The 19,047-nt window shown below is 51.5% G+C and carries 20 protein-coding genes; 13 read left to right on the forward strand and 7 right to left on the reverse strand.

Annotated features, from left to right (window positions below; genetic code table 11):
* Window positions 1-177: 177 nt before the first annotated feature.
* The 9 genes from yiaK (at window position 178) to araD (ending at window position 8,226) form a co-directional block, all read left to right on the forward strand.
* Window positions 178-1,176 (forward strand): 3-dehydro-L-gulonate 2-dehydrogenase, encoded by a 999-nt coding sequence (yiaK, locus tag ATB02_RS12350; protein ID WP_105271657.1) that lies wholly within the window; start codon window positions 178-180, stop codon window positions 1,174-1,176.
* A gap of 11 nt (window positions 1,177-1,187) precedes the next feature.
* Entirely contained in the window at window positions 1,188-1,655 is a 468-nt protein-coding gene (locus ATB02_RS12355) for a YhcH/YjgK/YiaL family protein (protein WP_088542263.1), read from the forward strand.
* 117 nt (window positions 1,656-1,772) lie between these two features.
* On the forward strand, window positions 1,773-2,246 hold the full coding sequence (gene yiaM / locus ATB02_RS12360) for a 2,3-diketo-L-gulonate TRAP transporter small permease YiaM (RefSeq protein ID WP_000721665.1): 474 nt from the start codon (window positions 1,773-1,775) through the stop codon (window positions 2,244-2,246).
* Window positions 2,247-2,248: 2 nt separating this feature from the next.
* Window positions 2,249-3,526, forward strand: coding sequence for a 2,3-diketo-L-gulonate TRAP transporter large permease YiaN (gene yiaN, locus ATB02_RS12365; protein ID WP_000279617.1), 1,278 nt, complete (start codon window positions 2,249-2,251; stop codon window positions 3,524-3,526).
* Window positions 3,527-3,538: 12 nt separating this feature from the next.
* A complete protein-coding gene (gene yiaO, locus ATB02_RS12370) occupies window positions 3,539-4,525 on the forward strand; it encodes a 2,3-diketo-L-gulonate TRAP transporter substrate-binding protein YiaO (protein WP_105271658.1) in 987 nt (328 codons plus the stop codon).
* Window positions 4,526-4,528: 3 nt separating this feature from the next.
* A complete protein-coding gene (gene lyxK, locus ATB02_RS12375; RefSeq protein ID WP_105271659.1) occupies window positions 4,529-6,025 on the forward strand; it encodes an L-xylulokinase in 1,497 nt (498 codons plus the stop codon).
* Complete coding sequence (ulaD, locus tag ATB02_RS12380; RefSeq protein WP_105271660.1) at window positions 6,022-6,684, forward strand: 3-keto-L-gulonate-6-phosphate decarboxylase UlaD; 663 nt, start codon at window positions 6,022-6,024, stop codon at window positions 6,682-6,684. The genes lyxK and ulaD overlap by 4 nt, the downstream gene beginning before the upstream one ends.
* On the forward strand, window positions 6,677-7,537 hold the full coding sequence (locus ATB02_RS12385) for an L-ribulose-5-phosphate 3-epimerase (RefSeq protein ID WP_002431801.1): 861 nt from the start codon (window positions 6,677-6,679) through the stop codon (window positions 7,535-7,537). Before ulaD ends, ATB02_RS12385 begins: the two co-directional genes overlap by 8 nt.
* Complete coding sequence (gene araD, locus ATB02_RS12390) at window positions 7,531-8,226, forward strand: L-ribulose-5-phosphate 4-epimerase (RefSeq protein WP_000893136.1); 696 nt, start codon at window positions 7,531-7,533, stop codon at window positions 8,224-8,226. The genes ATB02_RS12385 and araD overlap by 7 nt, the downstream gene beginning before the upstream one ends.
* Window positions 8,227-8,257: 31 nt before the next feature.
* Here the strand turns inward: araD and ATB02_RS12395 are convergent, their stop codons facing one another.
* Complete coding sequence (locus tag ATB02_RS12395) at window positions 8,258-9,073, reverse strand: helix-turn-helix domain-containing protein (protein WP_105271661.1); 816 nt, start codon at window positions 9,071-9,073, stop codon at window positions 8,258-8,260.
* Window positions 9,074-9,298: 225 nt separating this feature from the next.
* On the opposite strand from ATB02_RS12395, the gene ATB02_RS12400 reads away from it, so the two are divergent.
* Entirely contained in the window at window positions 9,299-10,699 is a 1,401-nt protein-coding gene (locus tag ATB02_RS12400) for an MFS transporter (protein WP_000204811.1), read from the forward strand.
* A gap of 10 nt (window positions 10,700-10,709) precedes the next feature.
* Window positions 10,710-12,680, forward strand: coding sequence for a glycoside hydrolase family 127 protein (locus ATB02_RS12405; protein ID WP_105271662.1), 1,971 nt, complete (start codon window positions 10,710-10,712; stop codon window positions 12,678-12,680).
* Window positions 12,681-12,809: 129 nt separating this feature from the next.
* Here the strand turns inward: ATB02_RS12405 and ATB02_RS12410 are convergent, their stop codons facing one another.
* The gene (locus ATB02_RS12410; RefSeq protein ID WP_105271663.1) at window positions 12,810-13,550 is read right to left on the reverse strand and encodes a MipA/OmpV family protein; all 741 of its coding nucleotides are present in this window, start codon (window positions 13,548-13,550) and stop codon (window positions 12,810-12,812) included.
* A 123-nt stretch (window positions 13,551-13,673) separates the two neighbouring features.
* Here ATB02_RS12410 and ATB02_RS12415 point away from each other — a divergent pair, with 123 nt between their 5' ends.
* On the forward strand, window positions 13,674-14,648 hold the full coding sequence (locus ATB02_RS12415; RefSeq protein WP_000164020.1) for a LysR family transcriptional regulator: 975 nt from the start codon (window positions 13,674-13,676) through the stop codon (window positions 14,646-14,648).
* Here the strand turns inward: ATB02_RS12415 and ATB02_RS12420 are convergent.
* Entirely contained in the window at window positions 14,645-15,781 is a 1,137-nt protein-coding gene (locus tag ATB02_RS12420; protein ID WP_000364885.1) for an HlyD family secretion protein, read from the reverse strand. The genes ATB02_RS12415 and ATB02_RS12420 overlap by 4 nt on opposite strands.
* Window positions 15,782-15,786: 5 nt before the next feature.
* The gene (locus ATB02_RS12425) at window positions 15,787-16,110 is read right to left on the reverse strand and encodes a DUF3302 domain-containing protein (RefSeq protein WP_105271664.1); all 324 of its coding nucleotides are present in this window, start codon (window positions 16,108-16,110) and stop codon (window positions 15,787-15,789) included.
* A 182-nt stretch (window positions 16,111-16,292) separates the two neighbouring features.
* Here ATB02_RS12425 and ATB02_RS12430 point away from each other — a divergent pair, with 182 nt between their 5' ends.
* A complete protein-coding gene (locus ATB02_RS12430) occupies window positions 16,293-16,607 on the forward strand; it encodes a hypothetical protein (RefSeq protein ID WP_123059847.1) in 315 nt (104 codons plus the stop codon).
* Here the strand turns inward: ATB02_RS12430 and ATB02_RS12435 are convergent.
* From ATB02_RS12435 to aldB, 3 genes are all read right to left on the reverse strand, one after another.
* Entirely contained in the window at window positions 16,604-17,014 is a 411-nt protein-coding gene (locus ATB02_RS12435) for a type II toxin-antitoxin system HicB family antitoxin (protein WP_000499744.1), read from the reverse strand. The genes ATB02_RS12430 and ATB02_RS12435 overlap by 4 nt on opposite strands.
* Before the next feature lie 16 nt (window positions 17,015-17,030).
* A complete protein-coding gene (locus ATB02_RS12440) occupies window positions 17,031-17,216 on the reverse strand; it encodes a type II toxin-antitoxin system HicA family toxin (protein WP_000833473.1) in 186 nt (61 codons plus the stop codon).
* A gap of 277 nt (window positions 17,217-17,493) precedes the next feature.
* Window positions 17,494-19,032, reverse strand: coding sequence for an aldehyde dehydrogenase AldB (aldB, locus tag ATB02_RS12450; protein WP_000183978.1), 1,539 nt, complete (start codon window positions 19,030-19,032; stop codon window positions 17,494-17,496).
* Window positions 19,033-19,047 lie beyond the last annotated feature (15 nt).

Below are 19,047 nucleotides of genomic sequence, written 5' to 3' on the forward strand. Positions count from 1 at the left end.
CAAAGTGTGCCGTAGTTCACGATCTCGACAGATAATTTATAACCACTTGATTTTTAAGTTTTTTGAAATTCATCAATCAGATTGCTTTGTTAAAAAGCGATCGATATATTTGAAATCAGATTTCGCATATTGAAATTTTAAGCCAAAAAAGCGATCAAAAAAACAAGGAAGCCAGGGATGAAAGTGACATTTGAGCAGTTAAAAGCAGCCTTTAATCGAGTCTTAATTTCACGCGGCGTTGACAGCGAAACGGCTGATGCCTGTGCCGAAATGTTCGCCCGCACCACCGAATCCGGCGTTTATTCTCACGGCGTCAACCGTTTCCCTCGTTTCATTCAACAACTGGAAAACGGCGATATCATTCCTGATGCCCAAGCCAAACGTATAACCAGCCTCGGCGCAATTGAACAGTGGGACGCCCAGCGTTCGATCGGTAACCTGACAGCGAAAAAGATGATGGATCGCGCCATTGAACTGGCTGCCGATCACGGTATTGGTCTGGTGGCGTTGCGTAATGCCAACCACTGGATGCGCGGCGGCAGCTACGGCTGGCAGGCGGCGGAAAAAGGCTATATTGGCATTTGCTGGACCAACTCCATCGCCGTAATGCCGCCGTGGGGCGCAAAAGAGTGTCGCATCGGCACTAACCCGCTGATCGTCGCCATTCCTTCTACCCCAATCACCATGGTCGATATGTCGATGTCGATGTTTTCCTACGGCATGTTAGAAGTTAACCGCCTGGCGGGCCGTCAGTTACCGGTCGATGGCGGCTTTGACGATGAAGGCAACCTCACCAAAGAACCTGGTGTAATCGAGAAAAATCGCCGTATTTTGCCAATGGGTTACTGGAAAGGTTCCGGTATGTCGATCGTATTGGATATGATCGCTACTCTTCTTTCTGACGGCGCGTCAGTTGCTGAAGTCACCCAGGATAACAGCGACGAATACGGTGTTTCGCAAATCTTTATCGCCATCGAAGTGGATAAATTGATCGACGGCCCCACCCGCGATGCCAAGCTGCAACGCATCATGGATTATGTTACTACCGCTGAACGCGCCGATGAAAACCAGGCCATTCGCTTACCCGGCCACGAATTTACCACCCTGCTGGCAGAAAACCGCCGTAACGGTATTACCGTTGATGACAGCGTATGGGCAAAAATCCAGGCGTTATAAGGAGATAAGCCATGATTTTTGGACATATCGCGCAGCCTAACCCGTGCCGTTTGCCCGCTGCTATTGAAAAGGCGCTCGATTTTCTGCGCGCCACTGATTTCAACGTCCTGGAGTCGGGCGTTGTCGAAATCGACGGCAAAAATATTTACGCACAAATTATCGACTTAACGACGCGTGCAGTAGAGGAAAACCGTCCGGAAGTGCATCGTCGGTATATCGATATTCAATTTCTGGCGTGGGGCAAAGAGAAAATCGGCATTGCTATTGATACAGGAAATAATAAAGTCAGCGAATCACTATTAGAGCAGCGCGATATTATTTTTTATCACGATAGTGAACATGAATCATTTATAGAAATGATACCGGGTAGCTACGTTATTTTCTTTCCTCAGGATGTTCATCGACCAGGCTGTATTCTGCAAACAGCCTCTGAGATACGAAAAGTTGTGGTTAAAGTCGCATTAACGGCGCTAAATTAATCGAATAATCGTCTACGCCAGAACGCCTGGGTAATGTTATTGCTCTAACTATATTAATAATTCAGGTTGCTGCACATGCAACTTGAATTATGACAAACATAGCCTCAAGGAATAGCTATGAAAAAAATACTTGAAGCAATACTGGCGATTAATCTCGCCGTACTTTCCTGTATTGTGTTTATAAACATTATTTTAAGATATGGTTTTCAGACAAGTATTTTATCTGTAGATGAATTGTCGCGTTATTTATTTGTCTGGTTAACCTTTATTGGCGCGATTGTGGCTTTTATGGATAACGCCCACGTTCAGGTCACCTTTTTGGTGGAGAAACTCTCCCCCGCGTGGCAGCGGCGAGTCGCTCTGGTTACCCATTCCTTAATCTTATTTATTTGTGGCGCTCTGGCCTGGGGCGCAACGCTAAAAACAATTCAGGACTGGAGCGATTATTCACCGATCCTCGGCTTGCCCATCGGCCTGATGTATGCCGCTTGTCTGCCCACCAGCCTCGTTATCGCATTCTTTGAGCTGCGCCTTTTATATCAACTCATCACGCGTAGCAATTCTCTAACGCCGCCACCGCAAGGAGCTTAATCATGGCTGTGCTGATTTTTCTGGGCTGCCTGTTGGGTGGCATTGCTATCGGTTTGCCTATTGCCTGGTCGCTACTGTTGTGCGGGGCGGCGCTTATGTTCTGGCTGGATATGTTTGATGTCCAGATCATGGCGCAAACGCTGGTAAACGGTGCTGACAGCTTCTCCCTGCTGGCGATTCCGTTCTTTGTACTGGCGGGTGAAATCATGAATGCGGGCGGCTTATCAAAACGCATTGTTGACCTGCCGATGAAACTGGTGGGGCATAAACCAGGCGGGTTGGGCTACGTCGGCGTGCTGGCGGCTATGATTATGGCGAGCCTTTCCGGTTCTGCTGTTGCGGATACCGCCGCCGTTGCCGCGCTACTGGTGCCGATGATGCGCAGCGCTAACTACCCGGTCAACCGTGCTGCGGGGCTGATTGCCTCTGGCGGGATTATCGCGCCAATTATTCCCCCTTCCATTCCGTTTATTATCTTCGGTGTTTCCAGCGGATTATCCATCAGTAAGTTGTTTATGGCGGGCATTGCCCCAGGCATTATGATGGGCGCAACGCTGATGCTCACATGGTGGTGGCAGGCCAGTCGTCTTAATTTACCCCGTCAGCAAAAAGCAACGAAACGAGAAATCTGGCAATCTTTTGTTTCCGGTATCTGGGCGCTATTTCTTCCGGTCATTATTATTGGCGGCTTTCGCTCCGGTCTGTTTACCCCTACCGAAGCCGGGGCCGTTGCTGCTTTCTATGCGTTGTTTGTCGCCACAGTTATTTACCGTGAAATGACCTTCGCCACACTTTGGCATGTACTTATTGGCGCAGCGAAAACGACCTCAGTGGTGATGTTTCTGGTGGCCTCGGCACAAGTTTCCGCCTGGCTGATCACCATTGCTGAACTGCCGATGATGGTTTCTGATTTACTGCAACCGCTGGTCGATTCACCGCGTCTGCTGTTTATCGTCATTATGGTGGCTATCCTGATTGTCGGCATGGTCATGGATTTAACGCCGACGGTATTAATTCTTACCCCGGTATTAATGCCTTTAGTTAAAGAGGCAGGAATCGATCCGATTTATTTCGGTGTCATGTTTATCATCAATTGCTCAATCGGCTTAATTACACCGCCTATCGGTAATGTGCTTAACGTTATTTCAGGGGTGGCAAAACTCAAATTCGATGATGCAGTCAGAGGCGTTTTCCCTTACGTCCTGGTTTTATATTCCTTATTAGCCTTATTTGTTTTTATTCCCGATCTCATCATCCTCCCGTTGAAATGGATTAATTAAAAGGAAAATATAATGAAATTACGCTCTGTAACCTACGCATTATTCATTGCTGGCCTCGCTGCATTCAGTACGTCTTCGCTGGCGGCACAATCATTACGTTTCGGTTATGAAACTTCACAAACCGACTCACAACATATTGCAGCGAAAAAATTTAATGAATTATTACAGGAGAGAACCAAAGGTGAGCTGAAATTAAAATTGTTCCCGGACAGTACTCTCGGCAACGCGCAAGCGATGATCAGCGGCGTGCGTGGCGGCACTATTGATATGGAGATGTCTGGCTCGAATAACTTTGCCGGATTATCACCAGTGATGAACCTGCTTGATGTCCCGTTCCTGTTCCGCGATACCGCCCACGCGCATAAAACGCTCGACGGCAAAGTCGGCGATGAACTGAAGGCCTCCCTTGAAGGTAAGGGACTGAAAGTACTGGCCTACTGGGAAAACGGCTGGCGCGATGTCACCAACTCACGCCAGCCAGTTAAAACACCTGCCGACCTGAAAGGGCTGAAAATACGCACCAACAATAGCCCGATGAATATCGCCGCATTTAAAGTATTTGGCGCTAACCCTATCCCGATGCCGTTTGCCGAAGTCTATACCGGACTGGAAACACGCACTATCGACGCTCAGGAACATCCCATCAACGTCGTCTGGTCGGCAAAATTTTATGAAGTGCAGAAGTACCTTTCTCTGACGCACCATGCCTATTCCCCGCTTTTGGTGGTGATCAACAAAGCGAAGTTTGATGGCTTAAGCCCGGAGTTCCAGCAAGCGCTAATTTCATCTGCGCAAGAAGCGGGTAATTACCAGCGCAAATTGGTCGCCGAAAATCAGCAAAAAATCATCGATGGCATGAAAGACGCGGGCGTAGAAGTCATCACCGAACTTGATCGCAAAGCCTTTAGCGACGCACTGGGTACTCAGGTCCGCGACATGTTTGTAAAAGATGTTCCGCAGGGCGCTGACCTGCTGAAAGCCGTGGATGAGGTGCAATAAATCATGACGCAATACTGGCTGGGGTTAGATTGTGGCGGAAGCTGGCTAAAAGCCGGCCTGTATGACCGCGAAGGCCGGGAGGCAGGCGTGCAGCGCCTGCCGCTGTGCGCATTGAGCCCGCAGCCAGGTTGGGCAGAGCGCGATATGGCAGAACTGTGGCAATGCTGCATGGCTGTCATTCGCTCCCTGCTTACCCATTCCAGCGTTAGCGGGGAGCAAATTGTCGGCATCGGTATCTCCGCACAGGGAAAGGGCTTGTTTTTGCTGGATAAAAACGACAAGCCGCTCGGTAACGCCATTTTGTCCTCGGATCGCCGGGCGATGGAAATCGTTCGTCGCTGGCAGGAAGATAGCATCCCGGAAAAACTCTACCCGCTGACCCGACAAACCTTGTGGACCGGGCATCCGGTGTCGCTGTTACGCTGGCTGAAAGAGCACGAACCAGAACGCTACGCGCAAATTGGCTGCGTGATGATGACGCACGACTACCTGCGCTGGTGTTTAACCGGTGTCAAAGGCTGCGAAGAGAGCAATATTTCCGAATCCAATCTCTACAACATGAGTCGCGGGGAATATGACCCGTGCCTCACCGACTGGCTGGGGATCAGTGAAATCAATCACGCCCTGCCGCCTGTTGTTGGATCTGCCGAAATCTGCGGGGAAATCACCGCTCAGACAGCCGCACTGACCGGTCTGAAAGCGGGTACGCCCGTTGTCGGCGGCCTGTTTGATGTGGTTTCTACCGCACTCTGCGCCGGAATCGAAGACGAATTTACCCTCAATGCGGTGATGGGGACCTGGGCGGTGACCAGCGGCATAACCCGCGGTTTAGGTGGCGGTGAAGCGCATCCGTATGTCTATGGCCGCTACGTTAACGACGGTGAATTTATCGTTCACGAAGCCAGCCCTACCTCTTCCGGCAATCTCGAATGGTTTACCGCGCAGTGGGGAGAAATCTCGTTTGCAGAGATCAACCAGGCTGTTGCCAGCTTACCGAAAGCCGGTGGCGATCTCTTTTTCCTGCCGTTCCTGTACGGCAGCAACGCCGGACTCGAGATGACCAGCGGTTTCTACGGGATGCAGGCCATTCACACCCGCGCACACCTGTTGCAGGCCATTTATGAAGGCGTGGTGTTCAGCCATATGACCCATCTCAACCGGATGCGCGAACGTTTTACTGATGTGCACACCCTGCGCGTCACTGGCGGCCCGGCGCATTCCGATGTCTGGATGCAAATGCTGGCGGACGTCAGCGGGCTGCGTATCGAACTGCCGCAGGTGGAAGAAACCGGCTGCTTTGGTGCGGCACTTGCCGCCCGCGTCGGCACCGGAGTTTATCGCGATTTCAGCGAAGCCCAACGTGATTTACAGCACCCAGTACGCACCCTGCTGCCGGATATGACCGCACATCAGCTTTACCAACAAAAATACCAACGCTATCAGCATCTCATTGCCGCACTTCAGGGCTTTCACGCCCGCATCAAGGAGCACACATTATGAGCCGACCACTTCTGCAACTGGCCCTCGACCACTCATCACTTGAAGCCGCACAGCGCGACGTTACGCTGTTAAAAGACAGCGTCGATATCGTCGAAGCGGGCACCATTCTCTGTTTAAACGAAGGGCTTGGCGCGGTGAAAGCCTTGCGCGAACAGTGCCCGGACAAAATCATCGTTGCTGACTGGAAGGTCGCCGATGCTGGTGAAACGCTCGCGCAACAGGCGTTTGGCGCAGGCGCTAACTGGATGACCATCATCTGCGCTGCGCCGCTCGCGACGGTAGAAAAAGGCCACGCAATGGCGCAAAGCTGCGGTGGTGAAATCCAGATAGAGCTTTTTGGTAACTGGACGCTGGACGACGCCCGCGACTGGCATCGTATTGGCGTGCGGCAGGCCATTTATCATCGTGGCCGTGACGCGCAAGCCAGCGGGCAACAGTGGGGCGAAGCCGATCTGGCACGCATGAAGGCGCTTTCCGATATCGGCCTTGAGCTTTCCATTACCGGCGGGATTACGCCTGCTGACCTGCCGCTGTTTAAAGATATCCGCGTGAAAGCGTTTATTGCCGGGCGGGCGCTGGCAGGCGCAGCAAATCCGGCACAGGTAGCTGCCGACTTCCATGCGCAAATCGACGCTATCTGGGGAGGCGCACGTGCGTAATCATCCGTTAGGGATTTATGAAAAAGCACTGGCGAAAGATCTCTCCTGGCCGGAGCGGCTGGTGCTGGCGAAAAGCTGTGGCTTTGATTTTGTCGAAATGTCGGTGGATGAAACTGACGAGCGACTGTCGCGCCTTGACTGGAGCGCCGCACAAAGGACTTCGCTGGTTGCCGCGATGATCGAAACGGGCGTTGGGATCCCGTCGATGTGCCTGTCCGCACATCGTCGTTTTCCCTTTGGTAGCCGTGACGACGCGGTACGCCAGCGAGCACGGGAGATCATGAGTAAAGCAATTCGTCTGGCGCGCGATCTCGGTATTCGCACCATTCAACTGGCGGGCTACGACGTCTATTACGAAGCCCATGACGAAGGCACGCAGCAACGTTTTGCCGAAGGGCTGGCGTGGGCGGTTGAACAGGCAGCCGCCGCGCAGGTGATGCTGGCGGTGGAGATTATGGATACCGCGTTTATGAACTCCATCAGCAAATGGAAAAAATGGGACGAGATACTCGCTTCGCCGTGGTTCACTGTTTACCCGGACGTCGGCAACCTTAGCGCGTGGGGCAATGATGTTCCCGCCGAACTGAAACTGGGCATTGACCGTATCGCCGCGATCCACCTGAAAGATACCCAGCCAGTGACCGAGCATAGCCCCGGACAGTTCCGTGATGTGCCATTTGGCGAAGGCTGCGTCGATTTCGTTGGTATCTTCAAAACGCTGCATGAACTGAACTATCGCGGATCATTTCTGATTGAGATGTGGACCGAAAAAGCCAAAGAGCCGGTGCTGGAGATTATTCAGGCACGGCGCTGGATTGAAGCGCGTATGCAGGAGGCCGGATTTATATGTTAGAACAACTGAAAGCCGATGTACTGGCGGCAAATCTGGCGCTTCCCGCTCACCATCTGGTGACGTTTACCTGGGGCAATGTCAGTGCGGTAGACGAGACGCGGCAATGGATGGTAATTAAGCCTTCCGGCGTCGAGTACGACGTGATGACCGCCGACGATATGGTGGTGGTTGAGATAGCCAGCGGCAAGGTGGTGGAAGGTAGCAAAAAGCCCTCGTCCGATACGCCAACGCATCTGGCGCTTTATCGTCGCTATGCAGAAATTGGCGGTATTGTGCATACCCACTCGCGCCACGCCACCATCTGGTCGCAGGCCGGGCTGGATCTCCCCGCCTGGGGTACCACGCACGCCGATTATTTCTATGGCGCAATCCCCTGCACGCGACAGATGACCGCAGCGGAGATTAACGGCGAGTATGAATACCAGACCGGCAAAGTGATCATTGAAACCTTCGAAGAACGTGGCAGGAGTCCGGCACAAATCCCGGCGGTGCTGGTGCATTCTCACGGCCCGTTCGCCTGGGGTAAAAACGCCGCCGATGCGGTGCATAATGCCGTGGTACTCGAAGAGTGCGCCTATATGGGCCTGTTCTCGCGCCAGCTTGCGCCGCAGCTTCCTGCGATGCAAAACGAACTTCTGGATAAGCATTACCTGCGTAAGCATGGGGCCAATGCCTATTACGGGCAGTAATCTCTCAGACCGGGGCTTCATTGCCCCGGCACTACGAATTGATATGTTCCTTACTGTAACGTCGCTTCCACGCAGCTGGCGTTAAACCGGTGTGTTTGCGAAAAATCTGTCGGAAATAGCCAACGTCATTAAACCCGCACAACGCCGCCACTTCCGTGAGCGATCGCGCTTCGCTAATTAACAGCTTTTCGGCTTCGCGCACCCGCTGGCGGTGGATTGCTTCTGTTAACGTCAGATGAAACACCCGCCGATAGACGCGCCCAAGATAATCGGCATTGCAGTACAGCTCGCGGGCTAAAAGCGCAGTGGAAAGCGGGCGATGATATTGCGTGCGGATCAGTTTCTGCGCTTTCCAGGCAAGCGTGGTACCTGCGGCATCGGCCTGTTCATCAAGACGCGCGTCACGGGTGAGTTGCTGCAAAATCAGCAGCACAATAAACTCCAGCGCCGGAGTGCGTTGATGCTTTTCCTGTTCGCTTAAGAACTGGCGAAACAGGGCCACCAGCGCCTGCGGATCGGCAACCTTCGTTTGTTGCGGCACGCTAAGATGAGTGAGCCAGCGCGGGTCGCTATCCGGCGCTTTAACCTCAAAATGCAGCCAGTAAAATTTGAGATCGGCGGGAAAATCCTCTACCCCAACATGCTGTCGGTTCGGCCAGAGCAATAAACTCTCTCCCGCATCAACCTGAAATATCTGCTCTTCTTCCTGAATCGTTAATCGACCTTTTTCGACAAAGATAATTTCCCATGACTCCAGCCGCCTTGCCGGATGCCTCCCTACGCCACGGGAAATAAATAATCCACCATTTTGCACTTTAATCGGTAACGTCATGGATAATTCGAGCATTGATATGTAATTTCCCGCTTATTCATTAATGATTAAACACATTACCTTTTGATTATTAATCAAAAACATTAATTTCACCTGATCCAATTCACACTTTTAAATTCAGGTCGGAATCGTCACCTTTTTTTACTCTTTTCTCGCCTTGTTGATATTCCCGTTCACGGCAGAATTAATCATGTCATTTCAATAAAACTAAAAATTGCTCCCTATGCACGAGGAATATCTATGACCTCTACACCGATTACTACCGCTGATATCGCTAAAGGTAAAATTGACGATGCGTTATCTGTACGGGAAAAAATAGGCTACGGCCTGGGTGACGCAGGCGGCACCGTAATAACTTGCCTGATCATGAACTTTCTCACCTTTTTCTACACCGACGTTTTTGGCTTAACTCCGGCGCTGGTCGGCACGCTGTTTATTGCACTGCGCGTGTTTGATGCCATCTCCGACCCGGTGATGGGCGTCATTGCCGACCGGACGCAAAGTCGCTGGGGGCGCTTTCGTCCGTGGCAGTTGTGGATTGCCATTCCCATCGGCATTATCGGCATCCTGACGTTCACCGTGCCAGATGCCAGCATGGGAGTAAAAATCGCCTGGGCGTTCGGCACTTACCTGCTCCTTTCAGTCGGTTATACCGCCATCAACGTGCCGTACTGCGCGCTGATCAACACCATGACCACCCGCCACAATGAAGTGATCTCCTGCCAGTCCTGGCGATTCGTTCTCTGCGGCGTAGCGGGATTTCTGGTTTCGGTTGGCCTGCCGTGGATGGTAGATCTCTTCGGTCAGGGTAATGCCGCGCGCGGCTATCAACTGGGCGTCGGCGTGCTGTGCGCCATCGCTGTGGTGATGTTCCTGTGCTGTTTCTTCTGGGTTCGTGAACGGGTGCCACTCTCCACAATGGGGAAATTTACCCTGCGCGAACATCTTGCCGGGCTGCGAAACAACGACCAACTGCTGCTGATGCTGGTCATGTCTTTCCTGCTGATTAACGTCTTTAATATTCGCGGCGGTGGGTATATGTACTTCATTACCTACGTCTTACAAGGCAGTACGGGCTACACGTCGCTGTTCTTCACTATGGTCACCTTCGCCTCCATTATCGGCTCGGTGATTGTCAGCCCGTTAACGCGACGTTTCGATACCGTCAAAATTTACTACTACACCAACCTGCTCCTCGCCGCGCTGGCGGTGTTGATGTGGTTCCTGCCTTCTGGCCCGGCTTATCAAACGCTGTGGCTGGCGGTGATCCTTGGTAATGGCGTGATTCTTGGCTTCACATTGCCATTGCACTTCTCATTGATGGCCTTTGCCGATGACTACGGCGAGTGGAAAACCCGCGTACGTTCTTCCGGCATGAACTTCGCCTTCAATCTGTTTTTCATCAAGCTGGCCTGGGCCTCCAGCGCCGGGATCATCAGCCTGCTGTTTATTTTTGTCGCCTACCAGCCAGGCGTGGAAAACCAGACCGCCAGTTCGCTTGGCGGGATCGCGGCGATGGAAACATTGCTGCCTGCGCTGTTCCACCTGCTGCTGGCGATGGCGATCCGCTTTTGCAAACTCAATAACCCTATGATGTCACGCATTGCTAGCGACCTGCGTCAGCGTCATGTACAGCCTTAAGGAGCACAAGATGAACATTTCGGAAGTCGATCTGCATAAACTGACGGTCAGCGATCCGTTCCTCGGTCAGTACCAACAACTGGTCCGCGACGTGGTGATTCCTTATCAGTGGGATGCCTTGAACGATCGTATCCCAGAAGCGGAACCCAGCCATGCGATTGAAAACTTTCGCATTGCCGCAGGACTGCAAGACGGTGAATTTTACGGGATGGTGTTTCAGGACAGCGACGTCGCCAAATGGCTGGAAGCGGTAGCCTGGTCGCTGTGCCAGAAGCCGGATGCCGAACTGGAAAAAACTGCTGACGAGGTAATCGAACTGGTCGCTTCCGCCCAGTGCGAAGATGGCTATCTCAATACTTACTTTACGGTAAAAGCGCCCAAAGAACGCTGGAGCAATCTGGCGGAGTGTCATGAACTTTACTGCGCCGGTCATCTGATTGAAGCCGGAGTCGCCTTCTTCCAGGCCACGGGCAAGCGGCGCTTGCTGGAAGTGGTTTGCCGTCTGGCCGATCATATCGACAGCGTATTTGGTCCAGGTGAAAGTAAGTTACACGGTTATCCTGGTCACCCGGAAATTGAACTGGCACTAATGCGCCTGTATGAAGTGACCGAAGAGCCGCGCTACCTGGCGCTGACGAACTATTTTGTCGAACAGCGTGGTGCGCAACCGCACTATTACGACCAGGAATATGAAAAGCGCGGGCAGACCTCGCACTGGCACACCTACGGCCCGGCGTGGATGGTGAAAGACAAAGCCTACAGCCAGGCACATTTGCCCATCGCACAGCAGCAAACCGCCATTGGTCACGCGGTACGTTTTGTCTACCTGATGACCGGCGTCGCGCATCTCGCGCGTTTAAGTCACGATGAAAGCAAGCGTCAGGACTGCCTGCGGCTGTGGAACAATATGGCCCAGCGTCAGTTATATATTACCGGCGGCATTGGCTCACAAAGCAGCGGCGAAGCGTTCAGCAGCGATTACGATCTGCCGAATGACACGGTATACGCCGAAAGCTGTGCTTCCATCGGCCTGATGATGTTCGCCCGGCGAATGCTGGAAATGGAAGGCGACAGTCAATATGCCGATGTGATGGAGCGCGCACTGTACAACACCGTGCTCGGCGGCATGGCGCTGGATGGCAAACATTTCTTCTATGTGAATCCGCTGGAAGTACATCCAAAATCGCTGAAATTCAACCATATCTACGATCACGTTAAGCCGATCCGCCAGCGTTGGTTTGGTTGCGCTTGTTGTCCGCCAAATATCGCCCGCGTGCTAACCTCGATTGGTCATTATCTCTACACGCCGCGTGAAGATGCGTTGTATATCAACATCTACGCAGGAAACAGCATGGAAGTGCCGGTAGAAAATGGCACGCTGCGTCTGCGGGTTAGCGGAAACTATCCGTGGCAGGAACAGGTGACAATTGCGGTTGAATCGCCCCAGCCGGTGCGTCATACGCTGGCTTTACGTCTGCCGGACTGGTGCACACAGCCGCAGATTACATTGAATGGGGAAGAGGTCGAGCAGGATATTCGTAAAGGGTATTTGCACATTACCCGCGAATGGCAGGAGGGCGACACGCTGAATCTGACTTTGCCAATGCCGATACGTCGCGTTTACGGTAACCCGCTGGTGCGTCACGTCGCCGGAAAAGTGGCGATTCAGCGCGGCCCGCTGGTGTATTGCCTGGAACAGGCCGACAACGGCGAGTCACTGCATAACCTGTGGCTGCCCGCCGATGCGCCATTTACGACATTTGAAGGTAATGGATTGTTCCGCCATAAGATCTTAATCCAGGCACCGGGTTACCGGTATGAACAGAGCAATCCAGAGCAGCAACCGCTGTGGCATTACGACAGCGCGCCAGCCAAACGCCAGCCGCAAACTCTGACATTTATCCCGTGGTTTAGCTGGGCTAACCGGGGTGAAGGCGAAATGCGGATCTGGGTGAATGAGGAAAAGCATTGCCATCCGTAGGTTGGATAAGGCGCTCGCGCCGCATCCAACGTAGGGTGCACATTGCCTGATGCGACGCTTAACGCGTCTTATCAAGCCTGAAGGTCAGTGCGAGAGCGTAGGCCAGCCGCACCGACATCCACCGGTAAATTAAAAACGCCAGCTCACGCCGGTGACAAAGGTAAAACTCTCATTACGATCAATCATCGGGCTGTCGGTAATCTCTTCCGGCAGCTCGCTGTATCCGGCACTCGCCATCAATACGATGTGCTCTCCTATCGGGTATTTTGCCGTCAGGCTGACATAGGGCACCCAGGCATCCTGCGCGGAATAACTTGCCAGACCGCTACGACGGGACTCACTCTCTGAAATGCCATAGTAATAGTCACTGAAATTCTCGTCATAATAGAGAACGCCCAGTGCAGGTGTCAGCGACAGGCGACCTATCTGCATTTTGTGAAATACCGATAGCTCCCCCACCCAGCCGTTGCTGTTATCCAGAACGTCCGCAGCCGCAGAGGCTTTCACGGTTCCCCAACGCTCGTGGTGATACCAGGCAACCCCCGCCATAGCCTTACTATCACGCTTATCAAGCTGTTGCATGGCATGATCGTCATTATCTGCAGGGTCAAATTCCAGCGGCATCCAGGATGCGGTCAGGCTAAGTTCATTTTTTTCACTTTGCGACAGAATAAAACCTAACGTGGTCTGACGAACATAAAAAGAATCACCTTCATAACTAATCAGCGGAATTGCCTTTGTATTTTCATTATAACCACGATAAGGCGATTCATTATAAGCTGCACCAGCACCAATGGATAATTCAGAAGCAGTAGCGCTTGCCATAAAAGGCAACGTAAATAACGCCACAATATTGCGGTTAATTAACATGTCCGGTATTCCATTTTAAAATAAGATAAAAAAGAGTCGGCATAATAATGCTTACAATTTCTCCGGTGCAAGATTCATATTTATATAGTAATATATAAAATTATATATAATTGGGCTGTTGCGATGACAAAATTACAACTTAAGTACCGGGAGTTAAAAATTATCTCGGTAATCGCTGCCAGTGAAAATATCAGCCATGCCGCGACTGTACTTGGATTCGCACAGGCCAACGTCAGCAAATATCTTGCTGATTTTGAATCAAAAGTAGGTTTAAAAGTCTTTGACCGAACCACCCGGCAGCTGATGCTCACACCTTTTGGTACCGCGCTGTTACCGTACATCAACGACATGCTGGACAGAAACGAGCAACTTAATAATTTTATTGCAGATTATAAGCATGAGAAACGTGGTCGGGTCACCATCTACGCCCCAACCGGCATAATTACCTATTTATCCAAACATGTTATCGATAAAATTAAAGATATCGGTGATATCACCTTATCGCTAAAAACCTGCAATCTTGAGCGTAATGCCTTTTATGAAGGTGTCGAATTTCCCGATGATTGTGATGTTTTAATCAGCTATGCTCCACCAAAAGATGAATCGCTGGTTGCCAGTTTTATTACGCAATATGCCGTAACCGCTTATGCCAGTCAGCGCTATCTTGAGAAACATCCCATTAGCCGTCCTGACGAACTCGAACATCACTCCTGTATTTTGATCGACTCGATGATGATCGACGACGCGAATATCTGGCGCTTCAACGTCGCCGGGAGTAAAGAGGTGCGGGATTATCGCGTGAAGGGAAATTACGTTTGCGACAACACGCAATCGGCGCTGGAGCTGGCACGAAATCACCTGGGGATTGTGTTTGCGCCAGACAAAAGTGTGCAGAGCGACCTGCAAGACGGCACGCTGGTGCCCTGCTTTCAGCAACCGTATGAATGGTGGCTGGATCTGGTGGCTATCTTCCGTAAACGGGAATACCAGCCCTGGCGGGTCCAGTATGTGCTGGATGAAATGCTGCGTGAAATTCGCCACCAGCTTGCTCAGTCGCAGCAACTGCGGCCTGAACAAGCGGCGGAAAGCGAAGATTAATGATCGAGATAAAGGTAATGCACCCAACTGGTCATGCGTAACAGCACTTTGCGCATCACCGAGACATGGCTGAAATGATCAGAGTAAACCGCCACCTGGGCGTAAATACCGTCTGGTAAAGCGCTCAACTCAGTGTGCTCATCCAGTTCAATGGTCGCGATAACGCCATCTGAACCCGGTGCTGTGTTTAACGTCTGTAAGGTGCCGGTCGACTGATAAGCTCCGCCGGGAACAGCTGGACTAATGGCTGCCAGCTTACCGCTGAATACCTTACCTGGCAGAGCATTAAACACCACTTCCGCATCATCGCCGGGAGCCAGTCGCAGCAAGGAGTTCTGACGGAACTGCGCCACAATTTGTCGTTTCTGATCGGGTATAAACACCATCACAGGACGTAGCGGCAGCGATGCGGCATAGGTACCCGGACGAATCAGCACTTGGGTCACATAACCATCGCTCGGCGCACGCACTATCGTCTGCTCAAGGTTATATTTTGCTTCCGCGAGCTGCGCTTTCAGGCTGGCGATTTGAGAATGTTCACCCAACACCAGGCTATCCAGCTGGCTCTGGATCTGTTTTTGTTCCGCCGCCGATGACTTTACGGAGGCTTCCTGCGCCAGATAATTTTGCCGCGCCACATCAATATCGCGTTCTGAAAACGGGTTTACTTTCGCCTGGCTGCCGCGTGCGTAACGCTGGTACTCTTTAGCGAATTTATCCCGCGTGGCCTTTGCCTGCTGAGTATTCGCCGCCATCTCATCTAACTCTGCGCCCAACGCCCGCTGTTTATGTTCTGCGGTAACGATATCCGCCATCAGCCGATCCACCCGCGCCTGATAACGCGTCGGGTCCAGTCGAAATAGCACCTCACCTTTTTTAATCAGCGTATTTTTCTTGTCCGTCACTTCGATCACCACGCCTGTCACCTGCGGGACAACAGGAATAGAAATAACCGCTTTTTGCGCTTTAAAGGTATACGGATGGTTATAGTTCATTAACAGAATTAGACCGCTGACAATAAATATGCCACCCAGGGCCGCGGTGGGAATGGTCCATTTATTTACAGGAATTTTGAAGATCTTAAACATTGCCCATGCGAAAGCCACATAGGTCAAAATAATCAGTAAATCCATAAGTATTACTCGGCAGAAGAGAATTTGATGTCGGCGAGCTGTTTCTCCAGCCCGGCAATACGCTGTTGTAGTTGCACAACGGAGGAGTCATGGTTTTGCATTCCCCATCCCCGCTCCGGGCGGTAAAGCGTGGCCCAAATCCACAAAAATGGCCAGATAACATGCAGCGTAAAAAGACTCACCCAACCAGCAACATGAATGGCGTCGGCATGAGGATGATTACGTTTTTTAGCAATCAGGTAGGGAATATCATGTAAAATAATAATCCCATAGAATATCACCAGAAATACAAAAATAAGCACTCCCAGTGCAAAATAGTCCAGGAACATATTTCCCTCAGAGAATATAAAAAAGAACAATTAACGCATATTATGAAATGCCATGATGCAGTGCAATTTCCTTATTTATATAACGACATATTATTTTTTATATACTTTCTGAAGTGTGCTACCTGGCTTTTCAACAGGTCGAGGTTTATCATATTGAAATAATGGAACTATTGACCAAACTAATGAATAACCCCAGTAAAACATCCACAGTACAGATAAAGCGTATTAAACCTTCAATTATCTACCGTTTATTGCTGATTGGCCTCGGAACACCAATGGTGATTTACGGTCTGGTTTGCGGCATTTTAGGCATGTTTGGCTACGATCAGGTGAGATGGAACGACACCGTGATCCACGGCCTGCTGGCCCTGCCTGCGGGATTGCTTGCAGGCCTGTCAGTCAGTGTGTTCCTCACCGTGGTGATTGGCACCATCGCTTGTTTTGGTCTGTGGCTGTACAGCCTGGTCCGCCCGCTAACCATCGAAACGCGAGATTAAACGCCCGGCAATACACGCCGGGCAGCTTCCGCCAGAAACGCACTTCTGTTGGCGTAGTCTGGGTTATTGCGCACGTAGGTATCAATCTTGTTCAGTAATCTTTTCGGCATCGTAATATTGATACGTTCAGCCCGACCTTCGAACTGATTCATATTGATATCCACCAGCAACCATTGCCCGCCAATAAAGTCCTGCGCACGCTGGACCAGATGTGTTTCCACAGAGCCTGGAAGCGGCAACTCTTCATTCATCTCGCATAAGGTTTCGAAGTGCGCGACCAGTGCACTTCGCGCATCCTGGAAAGCGTTGTCCAGCGTATCACCAGCAAAATAACAGCCTGGAACATCAGGGAAAAAACCACTGGCGCTGCCGTCAGGATCACTGTGGATATAGGCGGGATAAAACATATTGCCTCCTGAAATTTTAAAATGTTAAACCAGCCTGACGCCCAATTTGCGCCAGCGTACCGGGCTTAATATCTTTTTTAGGGTGCGGAACCGTCACCAGACCCGGATGAACAGGGTGGCGGAACTGATGATGACTACCACGGGTTCGAATATGTTCCCAGCCATGCTGCTTCAGGATGGCGATCACGTCTGCACTTTTCACATCCCTGCCCTTCCATGATTATACACACGATACACACACATTTAGCAATAACAATCACGATAGCGCGATTTATATGGGCCGTCAGGGGGATAAAGTTGACTCAGGAATGCCGTTCGGAAGAAGAATAACGGTGTGCAGTAACTTGTTGAAAAGATGTGAGGAGACTCGTAATTAAGTTCAATCAATATTCAGTCATTCAAGACGTAGACATTTGAATTGGTAAAACGCGAAAGCGTCGCATCAGGCAATGAATACCCGATGCGACCAGCTTCTTACATCAGAACAGCCCCAACGGTTTATCCGAGTAGCTCACCAGCAGGCACTTGGTTTGCTGGTAATGCTCAAGCATCATTTTGTGGGTTTCGCGCCCGATACCCGACTGCTTATAGCCACCAAACGCCGCATGTGCCGGGTAAGCGTGATAACAGTTGGTCCACACTCGCCCGGCCTGAATGCCGCGCCCCATCTTATAGGCCAGATTACCGTTGCGGCTCCAGACACCAGCCCCCAGACCATATTGCGTGTCGTTCGCCAGCTCCAGCGCTTCTTCCATCGTTTTGAAGGTGGTTACCGCCAGCACCGGACCAAAAATTTCTTCCTGGAACACGCGCATATTATTCTGACCAAACAGAATCGTCGGTTCGAGGTAGTAGCCGTCTTTCAGTTCGCCTTCCAGCAGCTTGCGCCGCCCACCGGTGAGCACGTCTGCGCCCTCTTTTTTACCGATATCAATGTAGTTGAGGATGGTTTCCAGTTGCCCGTGCGAAACTTGCGCCCCCATTTGCGTCACGCTATCGAGCGGGTTACCGCTGCGAATGCTTTCGACACGGCGGATGGCGCGTTCCATAAAGCGTTCGTAGATAGACTCCTGCACTAAAGCACGGCTTGGACAGGTGCAAACTTCGCCCTGGTTAAAAGCAAACAGTGCAAAGCCTTCCAGCGCTTTATCGAAAAAGGCATCTTCTTCATCCATCACATCAGCAAAGAAGATATTTGGCGACTTGCCGCCCAGCTCTAGGGTTACCGGAATAATATTTTGCGTGGCGTACTGCATAATTTGTTGGCCCACTTCCGTTGAGCCGGTAAACGCCACTTTGGCGATGCGTTTCGAGGTCGCCAGATATTCGCCAATTTCCCCACCAGCGCCGTTAACCACGTTCACCACGCCCGGCGGCAGTAAATCACCAACGATTTCCATTAGCAGCAGTACAGAAAGCGGGGTAAGACGTGCGGGTTTCAGCACCACACAGTTGCCCGCCGCCAACGCGGGAGCCATTTTCCAGCTCGCCATCAACAGCGGGAAGTTCCACGGGATAATCTGCCCCACCACGCCTAACGGTTCGTGGAAGTGATAAGCCACGGTTTCGCTATCCACTTCGCTAATACCGCCTTCCTGCGCCCGAATACACGAGGCAAAATAGCGGAAGTGGTCAATCGCCAGCGGTACATCAGCAGCACTGGTTTCGCGAATGGGTTTGCCGTTATCCCAGGTTTCAGCCGTCGCTAAAAGTTCGAGGTTCTGCTCCATTCGATCGGCAATCTTAAACAGAATCGCCGCGCGATCCTGCACCGAAGTATGCGCCCATTTATCTTTCACTTTATGCGCAGCATCCAGCGCCAGATCGATATCTCGTTTACCCGAAGACGCCACTTCGCACAGTAGCTGCCCGGTCACCGGCGTCAGGTTCTGGTAATACTCGCCGTCGGCGGGCGCGACCCATTCGCCGCCAATAAAGTTGTCATAGCGGGCTTTTAACTTGAGGGGGAAGCCATACTCGCCGGGCTTAATCTGTGCTGAAGGGGGATTATTGGTCATGATCGTCTCCTTGCG

This window comes from Escherichia sp. MOD1-EC5189, assembly GCF_002966045.1.
GTDB classification, from domain to species: domain Bacteria; phylum Pseudomonadota; class Gammaproteobacteria; order Enterobacterales; family Enterobacteriaceae; genus Escherichia; species Escherichia coli_F.

Bases quoted from the DNA above. Each gene is read 5' to 3' on its own strand.
- ATB02_RS12410 (WP_105271663.1), bottom strand. From the start codon at position 13,550: ATGTTAATTAACCGCAATATTGTGGCGTTATTTACGTTGCCTTTTATG.
- yiaN (WP_000279617.1), top strand. From the start codon at position 2,249: ATGGCTGTGCTGATTTTTCTGGGCTGCCTGTTGGGTGGCATTGCTATC.
- ATB02_RS12395 (WP_105271661.1), bottom strand. From the start codon at position 9,073: ATGCTCGAATTATCCATGACGTTACCGATTAAAGTGCAAAATGGTGGA.
- lyxK (WP_105271659.1), top strand. From the start codon at position 4,529: ATGACGCAATACTGGCTGGGGTTAGATTGTGGCGGAAGCTGGCTAAAA.
- yiaK (WP_105271657.1), top strand. From the start codon at position 178: ATGAAAGTGACATTTGAGCAGTTAAAAGCAGCCTTTAATCGAGTCTTA.
- ATB02_RS12415 (WP_000164020.1), top strand. From the start codon at position 13,674: ATGACAAAATTACAACTTAAGTACCGGGAGTTAAAAATTATCTCGGTA.
- ATB02_RS12400 (WP_000204811.1), top strand. From the start codon at position 9,299: ATGACCTCTACACCGATTACTACCGCTGATATCGCTAAAGGTAAAATT.
- aldB (WP_000183978.1), bottom strand. From the start codon at position 19,032: ATGACCAATAATCCCCCTTCAGCACAGATTAAGCCCGGCGAGTATGGC.
- ATB02_RS12405 (WP_105271662.1), top strand. From the start codon at position 10,710: ATGAACATTTCGGAAGTCGATCTGCATAAACTGACGGTCAGCGATCCG.
- ATB02_RS12435 (WP_000499744.1), bottom strand. From the start codon at position 17,014: ATGTTTTATCCCGCCTATATCCACAGTGATCCTGACGGCAGCGCCAGT.
- ulaD (WP_105271660.1), top strand. From the start codon at position 6,022: ATGAGCCGACCACTTCTGCAACTGGCCCTCGACCACTCATCACTTGAA.
- ATB02_RS12425 (WP_105271664.1), bottom strand. From the start codon at position 16,110: ATGTTCCTGGACTATTTTGCACTGGGAGTGCTTATTTTTGTATTTCTG.
- ATB02_RS12355 (WP_088542263.1), top strand. From the start codon at position 1,188: ATGATTTTTGGACATATCGCGCAGCCTAACCCGTGCCGTTTGCCCGCT.
- araD (WP_000893136.1), top strand. From the start codon at position 7,531: ATGTTAGAACAACTGAAAGCCGATGTACTGGCGGCAAATCTGGCGCTT.
- yiaM (WP_000721665.1), top strand. From the start codon at position 1,773: ATGAAAAAAATACTTGAAGCAATACTGGCGATTAATCTCGCCGTACTT.
- ATB02_RS12420 (WP_000364885.1), bottom strand. From the start codon at position 15,781: ATGGATTTACTGATTATTTTGACCTATGTGGCTTTCGCATGGGCAATG.
- yiaO (WP_105271658.1), top strand. From the start codon at position 3,539: ATGAAATTACGCTCTGTAACCTACGCATTATTCATTGCTGGCCTCGCT.
- ATB02_RS12430 (WP_123059847.1), top strand. From the start codon at position 16,293: ATGAATAACCCCAGTAAAACATCCACAGTACAGATAAAGCGTATTAAA.